We start from the raw sequence: 10,465 nt of genomic DNA on the forward strand, positions 1-10,465 counted from the left end.
GTTCCCGCCCTGAATAGGCCGAACAAACAGCGCTGGCAATCAACCCTGCTCTTGTGCTTAAAAACTGTGCAATCACCCCGAGGCGGGCTGAAAATTCACCGCGAAAAGTTGAACCAACTGGCCGCGCTGGATAACACAATAATGAAATGCACAAGGATTAATCATTTGTCCATTCACGTGGCAGACATATCCATCGACCCTCCGGTCCTGCTGGCGCCCTTGGCCGGGATCACCGATTTGCCCTTTCGCAATCTGGTGTCCCGTTTCGGCGCAGGTCTGGTGGTGAGCGAGATGGTCGCCAGCCAGGAAATGATCCAGGCCAAGCCTGGCGTGCGCGCCAAGGCAGAGCTTGGCCTTGGGGTGGATCGCACCTCGGTGCAGATTGCGGGCAAGGACGCCTATTGGATGGCCGAGGCCGCGAAACGTGTGGCCGGTGACGGTGCCCGCGTGATCGACATCAACATGGGCTGCCCCGCGAAAAAGGTGACGAACGGCTATTCCGGGTCTGCGCTGATGCGCGATCTGGATCATGCGCTGACGCTGATCGAGGCTGTGGTGGGCGCGGTGGACGTGCCGGTGACCCTGAAGTGCCGCCTTGGCTGGAACGACGATTGCCTGAACGCGCCCGAGCTGGCGCAACGGGCCGAAGGGGCGGGCGTGCGGATGATGACCATCCACGGGCGCACCCGCTGCCAGTTTTACAAAGGGGCCGCCGACTGGGCCGCGATTGCGCAGGTCAAGCAGGCGGTCTCGATCCCTGTGGTTGCGAATGGTGACATTGTTGACGCGGACACCGCCCGCCGTGCGCTGGAATTGTCCGGCGCGGATGGGGTGATGATCGGGCGGGGCGCGCAGGGGCGTCCTTGGGTTCTGGCCGAGGTGGCGCACGCCCTGTTCGGCACGCCCGCGCCTGTGATCCCGACGGGGGCTGCCCTCGTCGATATGGTCTCCTCTCATTATGACGAAATGCTTTCTTTCTATGGTGCCGACCTTGGCCTGAAGGTCGCGCGCAAACATCTAGGCTGGTATATGGACAACGCGAATACGAACGCCGCCGCACGGCGTCAGATCCTGACGGCAAAAGAGCCGTCCGCTGTTTTCGAGCATCTGGAAGCGGCTCTGCTGGACCCCATGGGGGACGCTGCATGACGCTCGACACCCTCTGGAACTCGCTGCCCATTCCGGGCCTCTTGATCGACGAAAACGACAAGATCGCGGATATGAACCCCGCCGCCGAAGGGTTCCTGAATCACTCGACCCGCTCGATGATCGGGCATCCGGTGTTCGACGTGCTGGCCGTGGATGCCCCCATCGAAGAGGCCTTTACCCGCGCCCGCAACGACAACTCGGTTTTGATCGTGAACGACGTGGACGTGGGTACTGGCGAACGTGCGCCCTTGCAGTGCACCCTGCAAATCGCGCCGCTGATCGGATCGCCGGGCAAGTTTCTGTTCCTGCTGTCCACCCGTGAATTCGCAGGCCGGATCACCCAAGGGCAGACCGTCAAATCCGCCGCCAAGTCCGCCATCGGCATGGCGCAGATGCTGGCCCACGAAATCAAGAACCCGCTTGCGGGGATCGCCGGTGCGGCGCAGCTCTTGTCCATGGGACTGCCCAAAGAGGATCAGGAACTGACCGATCTGATCGTGGGCGAAACCCGCCGGATCGCCGGCCTCTTGGATCAGGTCGAGCAGTTCGGCAACCAGCGCCCGCCCACGCTGGCCGCGGTGAACCTGCACGACATTCTGGACCGCGCGCGCCGCTCGGCGATGCTGGGCTTTGGCGCCAGCATGAACTTTGTCGAGGATTTCGACCCCTCGCTCCCTGAAGCGTGGGTGGACTCGGACCAACTGCTGCAGGTCATTCTGAACCTGTTGAAAAACGCCTCCGAGGCGGCAGGGCCCAAGGGTGGCACGATCAAGATGCGCACCTTCTATGAATATTCCCTGCGTTTGCGTCGCAAGGACGGGGGCGGCAAGGCGCTGCCCCTGCAAATCGAAATTCAGGACGACGGCCCCGGCCTGCCGCCCGCAATCGCCGATGACGTCTTTGACCCGTTTGTGTCGGGTCGGGAAAACGGCACTGGTCTGGGCCTTGCCCTGGTCAGCAAGATTATTTCCGAACACGACGGCTGGATCTCGGTGGACTCGGTCCCCGGGAAAACCGTCTTCCGCATTTCACTGCCCCAAGTCCCTCGTGCCGTGCGCATGGAGATGAAGGCCGCCCAAGAGCAGAATTCCAAGTAAGGAGAATGGGTTATGGACGGAACTGTACTGGTAGCTGACGACGACCGCACCATCCGCACGGTGTTGACCCAGGCTCTGACCCGCGCGGGCTGCAAGGTTCACGCGACCAGCTCTCTGACCACGCTGATGCGCTGGGTCGCCGAGGGTAAGGGCGATGTGGTAATCAGCGATGTGATGATGCCCGACGGCAACGGCCTCGAAATGCTGCCGAAAATCAGCCAAGAGCGCCCGAACCTGCCGGTGATCGTGATTTCTGCGCAGAACACCATCATGACGGCCATTCAGGCGGCCGAGGCCAAGGCCTACGATTACCTGCCCAAACCGTTCGATCTGCCAGACCTGATGAAGCGGACCGCCCGCGCGCTGGAAACTAGCGCCCGCAGCGCCCCCCGCGCCGTCGAGGAGCCCGAGCGCCCCGACGAGCTGCCCTTGGTGGGCCGCACCCCCGCGATGCAGGCGCTGTACCGCTTGGTCGCCCGGGTGATGAACACCGAACTTCCGGTGCTGATTTCTGGTGAAAGTGGCTCTGGTAAGTCGCTGATTGCACGCGCAATTCACGATTTCAGTGATCGCCGCACTTTGCCCTTTGTGACCGTGACCTCGAACGATCTGGAAACGCTCGAAGGCCCCGCGCAGGCGCTGGCCAAGGCCCGTGGCGGTTCGCTCTTGTTCGACGAAGTGGGCGACCTGAGCCCCGAGGCGCAGGCCCGTGTGGTGCGGATGCTCGACAGTCTGACCGACAACGCGCCGCGCATCATGGCGACCAGCCAGACCGACCTGACCAACCGCATGGAAAGCGGCGAATTCCGTCAGGACCTGTTCTATCGCCTTGGCGGCGTGACCATTCAAGTGCCCGCCCTGCGCGAGCGTGTGGACGACATTCCGCTGCTGGCCGCGCATTTTCTGGCCAAGGCCGAACAGGACGGCGCGCCCTCGCGGCAACTGTCTGACGAGGCCGAGAAAATGGTCCGCGCCTACAGCTGGCCGGGCAACGTGCGCCAACTGGAAAACGCGATGAAGCGTCTGGTGGTCACCTCGCGCGAGTCCAAGATCACGCAGGCCGAGGTCGAGGGCGTTCTGGGCAACCAGCCCAGCATGGAGCCCATGGTTAGCGGCGCCCCCCAAGAGAAACTGTCGGCTTCGGTCGCCCGTCACCTGCGCCGGTACTTTGACCTGCATGGCGGCGTGCTGCCGCCCCCCGGCCTTTATCAGCGAATCCTGGCAGAGATCGAACTGCCGCTGATCGAGATCGCCTTGGACGCGACCGGCGGGAACCAAGCGAAATGCGCGGACCTTCTGGGGATCAACCGGAATACGCTGCGGAAAAAGATCACCGACCTCGATATTCAGGTGACACGGCGTCGCAAGTTGATGTAATTACGCAACAGTGGGCTGGCATTTTGGGATCACCTTTGATGTCATGCCGCCCATGTAGCGTAGGGGCCGCACCTTGGCCCCCATCACTTGAGGTAGGTCCGTGGTAACAGGGGCACAGCGGCTTAGCCGTGCACAGGCTTGGGAACGCATCACGCAGTTGCGTTTCCAGCGCAAGGTCCAGAACGTCGCCACCCTCGGGTTGGTGATTTTGGGGCCTGTGCTGGCGCTGTTAACCTATCTGGTGCTGGGTCCGCTGGATCAGGGGATGTCGTCCAGCCACCTGCGGGTGATCCTGCTGGCGGACTTTATCTATGTTTTGCTGGTGGCGGCGCTGGTTCTGGGACGTGTGGCCCAGATGATCGCCGCGCGCCGTGCGCGCTCTGCCGGATCGCGTTTGCACCTGCGCCTGACCGGTGTGTTCGTGATGCTGGCGCTCGTGCCGACCGTCTGTGTGGCGGTCTTTGCCACATTAACCGTGAATTTCGGGCTTGAGGGCTGGTTTTCCGACCGCGTGCAGCGGGTTCTGGGAACGTCTTTGGCCGCCGCCCAAGCCTATGAGCAAGAGCACCGTCAGGATCTGTCCGACGATGCTCGCGCTTTGGCGAGTTATCTTGAGGCGAACCGCCGCGCGGCCGGTTATCTGACCGATGGGGATGTGCGTCAGCTCTTGGCCTCGGGTCAGGCGAAAATTCAGCGCGGTCTGTCCGAGGCGTTCGTCGTGAACTCGGCGGGGGATATCAAGGCTCGCGGGGATGGATCGTACCTCTTTAATTTCGAGCTCCCGACCCAAGAACAACTGGAATCCGCCCACCTGAACGGGATTGAGATCATTGAGGATTGGGACCGCGACGAATTCCGCGCTTTGGTCGATCTGCCCGGGTTTGTAGATCGCTACCTCTATGTCAGTCGCCGCGTGGACGGGGATATCCTGCGCCTGCTGGACGATACCCAGCAGACGGTGAAGCTGTACCAACAGCTGGAAAACGATCGCGGCAAGCTACTGTTTGAATTCGGGCTGCTGTATCTGGGCTTTGCGCTGATCCTGATCTTGGCGGCGATCTGGCTGGGTCTGTACTTTGCCGAGCGTCTGGCGCGGCCCATCGGGCGCTTGGCCGGTGCGGCGCAGCGTGTGGGCTCTGGCGATCTGAGCATTCAGGTCCGCGAGGAAAAAGGCGATGACGAGATCGCCATGCTGGGCCGCTATTTCAACCAGATGACCCGCCAGTTGAAGGTCCAGCGCGATACGCTGCTGGACAATACTGACCAGATCGAACGCCGCCGCCGGCTATTTGACTCGGTGCTCAGTTCGGTGACCTCCGGCGTTGTGGCGCTGGATACCGAGGGCAAGATCACCTTGGCCAACCGGTCCGCAGAAACCATGCTGGGGCTCGAAGACAGCGGCGAGGGGCAGGCGCTGGCTGTGATCGTGCCAGAGTTCATGCCCGTCTACGACAAGCTGTGCGAAGTGCCCGAAAACTCGGTGCAAGAGCAGATCAAGCTGACCCGTGATGGCCGCATGGAAACCCTGCTGGTGCGCATGGCCGCCCGTCTGAACCGCGAAGGTCTGCCCGAAGGGTATGTGCTGGCGTTCGACGATGTCAGCGATCTGGTTTCGGCCCAGCGGATGGCGGCTTGGGGCGACGTGGCCCGCCGTATCGCCCACGAGATCAAGAACCCGCTGACCCCGATCCGCCTGTCCGCCGAACGCATCCGCCGCAAGTTCGCCGTGTCCGCAGGGGACGACGCGGACAAGCTGGAGCAACTGACAGACGTGATCGTCCGCCAGACCGAAGACCTGCGCCGCATCGTCGACGAATTCTCGAAATTCGCGCGGATGCCCCAGCCCCAGCGCCGCCCCGTGGACCTGAGCAAAGTGCTGCGCGACGCCGTGGTGTTGCAGGATGTCGGGCAGGTGGGCGTGACCTTTAACTCCAGCATTCCCGACCACGCGGTCATGTCCATGCTGGACGAGACGATGATTTCCCAAGCGATGATTAATCTGATTAAAAACGCTGGAGAAGCCATTGAAAGTCTGAAAGAAAAGGGTGTCGAAGAGGGCTTTGTTCCCGAGATCCGGATCGCCATGTCGGTAGTCGGGAACCGGGCGCGCATTGCCATTTCCGACAACGGCATCGGTCTGCCCGAGGACCGCGCGCGCCTGTTCGAACCCTATGTGACCACCCGCGAAAAGGGCACCGGCCTTGGCCTGCCCATCGTGAAAAAGATTATCGAGGAACACGGCGGCCTTCTGAGCCTGGAAGACGCCGAACCTTTCGCCCCCGGAGCACATCGCGGCGCCTGCGCCGAGATTTTGCTGCCTCTGGACGAGGGCACCCAGTATAAAAACGAGGCTTCAGAGTAAGATGAGCGATATTCTTATTGTTGATGACGAGCGTGACATCCGCGAACTGATCGGCGACATCCTCGAGGACGAAGGGTATTCCGTGCGGCTGGCCGGGTCCTCCGAAGAGTGCATGGAGCAATTGAACGCCGCGCCGCCGGCGATGATGATCCTCGATATCTGGCTCAAGGACAGCCACATGGACGGGATCGACATCCTCAAGGTGGTCAAGCGCGATAATCCCGGCATTCCGGTGGTGATCATCTCGGGGCATGGCAACATCGAGATCGCGGTCGCTGCGATCAAACAGGGTGCCTATGACTTTATCGAAAAACCGTTCAACATCGACCAGCTCTTGGTGGTGATCCGGCGCGCGATGGAAACCAGCCTGCTGCGCCGTGAAAACCAGAGCCTGAAGCGGGTGGACCAGAAGCCCCTTGTGATGCTGGGGGACAGTGCGGCGTTCCGTGGCCTCGTGGGGCAGCTCGACAAGGTCACGCGCTCGAACGGGCGGGTGATGCTGACCGGTCCCGCAGGCAGCGGCAAAGAGGTCGCGGCACGCTACATCCACCAGAATTCCAGCCGTGCGGCGGCGCCCTTTGTGACCGTTAGCTGTGCGTCGATCCAGCCGGACCAGATGGAAACGGTGCTCTTTGGCCGCGAGAGCGCCGATCGCGGTGTGGAAAAGGGGATGTTGGAGCAAGCCAATGGCGGCATCCTTTACTTGGACGAAGTGGCGGATATGCCCTTGGGAACCCAGTCCAAAATGCTTCGGGTGCTTGTCGATCAGACCTTCCAGCGGGTCGGGGGCACGGACAAGGTGCGCGTGGATCTGCGGGTCATTTCGTCCACCGGCTGTGATCTGAAGGACGAGATCACCGCAGGCCGCTTCCGCGAGGAACTGTACCACCGCCTGAACGTCGTGCCCGTGGCCGTGCCGCCCTTGGCCGAACGGCGCGAGGATTTGCCGCTTTTGGTCAGCCATTTCGTTGAGGAACTGCACAGCCAGCAGGGCTTGCCCAAACGCGCCCTCAGCGACGAGGCTGCCGCTGTCCTGCAAGCCATGAGCTGGCCCGGCAACGTCCGCCAGCTGCGCAACCTGATCGAGCGGGTTCTGATCCTTGGGGACGGGGACGGGCCGATTGGTGCCGCCGAAGTGTCGGGCAGCGAAACCCCGTCCGAGGGCGGCGAGGATCGCGTGGTTCTGTCCGGTGCACTGGCCGCGCTGCCGCTGCGCGAGGCGCGCGAAGCCTTTGAGCGGGAATACCTGCTGACCCAGATCAACCGCTTTGGCGGGAACATCAGCCGCACGGCGCAGTTTGTCGGGATGGAACGCAGTGCGCTGCACCGCAAGCTCAAATCGCTGGGAATTGGTGCCAAAGGTGGCAAGGGCGACGACCTCGACGAGGATTGATCGACGCCCCGATTGACGGGGCTGCGACAAACTGCCAAGGAAAAGGCCCAAGAGCAGGAGGCTTCCGGCGATGAAGGTGATCATCTGCGGTGCAGGTCAGGTAGGTTGGCAGATTGCCCGCCATTTGTCCGGCGAGTTGAACGACGTAACCGTCGTGGACAGCAACCCCGATCTGGTGCGGCGTGCGACCGATACGCTGGATGTTCAGGGGGTTGCGGGCTTTGCCAGCTATCCCGATGTGCTGGAACGGGCAGGGGCGCGGGACGCGGATATGATCATCGCGGCCACCCACTCGGACGAGGTGAACATGGTCACCTGTCAGGTCGCGCACTCGGTTTTCGACATTCCGCGCAAGATCGCGCGCCTGCGGGCCCAGAGCTATCTGACTGCCATCTATTCCGACCTTTACCGCCGCGAGCATCTGCCGATCGACGTGGTGATCAGCCCCGAACGCGAGGTGGCAGCGGCCGCACTGCAACGTCTGTCCGCGCCCGATACCTTTGACACCGAGGTGTTCTTTGACGGGCGCGCGCGCCTGTTGGGGATCATCGCGGACGAGGATTGCCCCGTTCTGAACACGCCCCTGCGGCAGCTGACCGACCTGTTCTCGACCCTGCGGGCGACGGTGGTGGGCATCCGCCGCGATGGCACCCTGTGGGCACCCGAGGCTGGCGACCAGATCTTTGCGGGCGATCAGATCTACCTGTTCTCCTATGATGAGGACGTGAATCGCTGCATGGAGATTTTCGGGAAAACCCCCCGAAAACAAGAGCGTGTGGTTCTGGTGGGCGGCGGGAACGTCGGTCTGGCCGTGGCCAAAGAATTGGAAAACTCCAAGACCCGTATCCGCCTGAAAGTCATCGAGAAAAACCGCAAAGTCGCCGAAAAGGCCGCCGATGCGCTGGAGCGGACCATCGTTCTGCACGGCGATGGTCTGGACGCTGGCATCCTGCAAGAGGCCAACATTCAGCGCGCCGACGCGGTGCTGTGTGTGACCGACGACGATAAGACCAACATGCTGGCCGCGACCCGCGCGAAATCGCTGGGCTGCCCCATGTCGATTGCGCTGATCAACGATCCGACCCTTTTGCCGATGATCGAGCCCTTGGGCATCGACGCCTTCATCAACCCGCGTGCCACGACTGTGAGCTCGATCCTGCGGCACATCCGCCATGGCCGCGTGCGCAACGTCTATTCCATCGGCGACGCCGAGGCCGAGGTGATCGAGGCGCAGGTTCTGTCCACCTGCCCGATGGCCGGAAATCCGGTCGGCAGCATCGAATTCCCCGAAGGCGTTCTGCTGGGGGGCATCATGCGCGGGGGCCGCTACATCCGTCCGCGCGGCGACACCATCATCGAAGAGGGGGATATCGTCGCCCTGTTCGCCCTGACCAAAGACGTCCCCGAAGTCGAGCGCCTGCTTCAGGTCTCGATCGACTATTTCTAGGTCATGGTCCGCGCGCTCTCAAATCTGCCGCTGCTGCTGCACCTCTTTCTGATTGCAGCGCTGGCGATGCTGGTTCCGGCCGCCCACGCCTTGGCGGTCGAGGAATTCCACATTGCGCGCACGTTCTTTTACGCCAGCCTTCTGGTGTTCGTGGTCACGGTGTTCATCGGGATCGCGATGTCGGGCCGTCAGGAACAGCACACCCAGCGCGATCAGCTGCTGACCTTGGTGGCGGCTTTCGTGTTTCTGCCGGTCATTCTGGCGATCCCGTTCCAAGAGGCCAGCCGCACGACCAGCTTCCTGAACGCCTATTTCGAGATGGTCTCCAGCTTTACCACAACGGGGGCGTCTTTGTACGATCAGGCGCATTCCTTGGCCCCCAGTCTGCACCTGTGGCGGGCGACGGTGGGCTGGCTCGGGGGCCTTTTGATCTGGGTGGTGGCGGCGTCAACCTTGGCGCCCATGAACCTAGGCGGGTTCGAGATTACCGGCGCAGGCACCGTTCATAGTGACCAGAGCGTCATTCATCGCGGGATGGGCCGCAAGACCCAAGCGGGCCGCGTCTGGCAGGCGGTGTCCACCCTTGCGCCGGTCTATGGGGTGCTGACGTTGGCCCTGTGGATTTTCCTGCTGATGGTCGGGGACGAGCCCTTGGTGGCGCTGTGCCATGCGATGGGGACGCTCTCGACCTCGGGGATTTCGCCGGTGGGCGGCGCGGGTAACAGCACCAGCGGCGTCGCGGGCGAGGTTCTGATCTTTGTGTTCCTGATGCTGGCCCTGTCGCGCATGACCTTCTCGAGCGAGATGTTGCTGCGCCCCCAGCGCCTGCTTCTGGACCCTGAATTCAAGGTCGGCATTCTGATCGTCGCCATCGTGCCCGCGCTGCTGTTCGTGCGCCACTGGATTGGCGCGATCGAGGTGAACGAGCAGGCGAACTTTGCCGCCGGGGCCAATGCGCTCTGGGGGTCTGTGTTCACCGTGATGTCGTTCCTGACCACCACCGGCTATGAGTCCGTCCACTGGGAGGCCGCGCGCGGCTGGTCCGGTCTGCCTGCGCCGGGGGTTGTGCTGCTGGGGCTGGCGATCATCGGCGGCGGCGTGGCGACCACCACGGGCGGGGTCAAGCTACTGCGGGTCTATGCCCTCTATATGCACGGCCTGCGCGAGATGGAGAAACTGGTCCACCCCAGTTCGGTCCGCGCGATCGGCGGTCCGGGGCGGCGTATCCACCAGCAGGGCGCCTATCTGGCTTGGCTGTTCTTCATGATTTTCGCTCTGTCGATTGCGGGCACCATGGCGCTGCTGACAGCCTTCGGTGTCAATTTCGAAGAGGCGATGGTGGTTGCCGTCGCGGCCCTGTCCACCACCGGCCCCTTGGCCCATGCGGCCGCAGAAACCACATTCAGCTACGGTTCCCTGAGTGATCACGCGAAAATGATCGTGTGCTTTGCAATGGTCCTTGGCCGGTTAGAAGCGCTTGCACTTATCGCAATCTTCAACCCAAATTTCTGGCGAAACTGACTCATCTTTGCCAAATTTAGGCAGGCGTCAGTAAATTCGGGCTGGAAAGTCAGAATTTCCCTCTCCATACTACCAAGGCATCAGAGGCGCTGCTCTGCGGCATCAAGCAAGAATAAAGG

The 10,465-nt window shown here is 62.3% G+C and carries 7 protein-coding genes; all 7 read left to right on the forward strand.

From position 1 onward, the window contains the following. Positions 1-165: 165 nt before the first annotated feature. The 7 genes from dusB to HJ536_RS06005 all read left to right on the forward strand — a co-directional run bounded on the left by dusB (position 166) and on the right by HJ536_RS06005 (position 10,346). On the forward strand, positions 166-1,149 hold the full coding sequence (gene dusB / locus HJ536_RS05975; RefSeq protein ID WP_420811083.1) for a tRNA dihydrouridine synthase DusB: 984 nt from the start codon (positions 166-168) through the stop codon (positions 1,147-1,149). After that, on the forward strand, positions 1,146-2,246 hold the full coding sequence (locus HJ536_RS05980; protein WP_177157030.1) for a two-component system sensor histidine kinase NtrB: 1,101 nt from the start codon (positions 1,146-1,148) through the stop codon (positions 2,244-2,246). The genes dusB and HJ536_RS05980 overlap by 4 nt, the downstream gene beginning before the upstream one ends. Positions 2,247-2,258: 12 nt before the next feature. Further along, a complete protein-coding gene (locus HJ536_RS05985; RefSeq protein ID WP_176854253.1) occupies positions 2,259-3,623 on the forward strand; it encodes a response regulator in 1,365 nt (454 codons plus the stop codon). A gap of 100 nt (positions 3,624-3,723) precedes the next feature. Then, the gene (locus HJ536_RS05990) at positions 3,724-5,985 is read left to right on the forward strand and encodes a sensor histidine kinase NtrY-like (protein WP_338082410.1); all 2,262 of its coding nucleotides are present in this window, start codon (positions 3,724-3,726) and stop codon (positions 5,983-5,985) included. A 1-nt stretch (position 5,986) separates the two neighbouring features. Then, positions 5,987-7,378: a nitrogen assimilation response regulator NtrX gene (gene ntrX / locus HJ536_RS05995; protein WP_177157031.1), complete on the forward strand. Its 1,392-nt coding sequence runs from the start codon at positions 5,987-5,989 to the stop codon at positions 7,376-7,378. Positions 7,379-7,448: 70 nt separating this feature from the next. Beyond that, the gene (trkA, locus tag HJ536_RS06000; protein WP_176854255.1) at positions 7,449-8,825 is read left to right on the forward strand and encodes a Trk system potassium transporter TrkA; all 1,377 of its coding nucleotides are present in this window, start codon (positions 7,449-7,451) and stop codon (positions 8,823-8,825) included. Between the two features lie 3 nt (positions 8,826-8,828). Next, positions 8,829-10,346 (forward strand): TrkH family potassium uptake protein, encoded by a 1,518-nt coding sequence (locus HJ536_RS06005; protein WP_176854256.1) that lies wholly within the window; start codon positions 8,829-8,831, stop codon positions 10,344-10,346. Positions 10,347-10,465: the final 119 nt, after the last annotated feature.

It is taken from the genome of Donghicola mangrovi (assembly GCF_013377535.1).
GTDB lineage: Bacteria > Pseudomonadota > Alphaproteobacteria > Rhodobacterales > Rhodobacteraceae > Donghicola > Donghicola mangrovi.

Excerpts from the sequence above, each read along its gene's own strand:
- HJ536_RS05980 (WP_177157030.1), top strand. The coding sequence starts at position 1,146 with ATGACGCTCGACACCCTCTGGAACTCGCTGCCCATTCCGGGCCTCTTG.
- HJ536_RS05985 (WP_176854253.1), top strand. The coding sequence starts at position 2,259 with ATGGACGGAACTGTACTGGTAGCTGACGACGACCGCACCATCCGCACG.
- ntrX (WP_177157031.1), top strand. The coding sequence starts at position 5,987 with ATGAGCGATATTCTTATTGTTGATGACGAGCGTGACATCCGCGAACTG.
- trkA (WP_176854255.1), top strand. The coding sequence starts at position 7,449 with ATGAAGGTGATCATCTGCGGTGCAGGTCAGGTAGGTTGGCAGATTGCC.
- HJ536_RS06005 (WP_176854256.1), top strand. The coding sequence starts at position 8,829 with ATGGTCCGCGCGCTCTCAAATCTGCCGCTGCTGCTGCACCTCTTTCTG.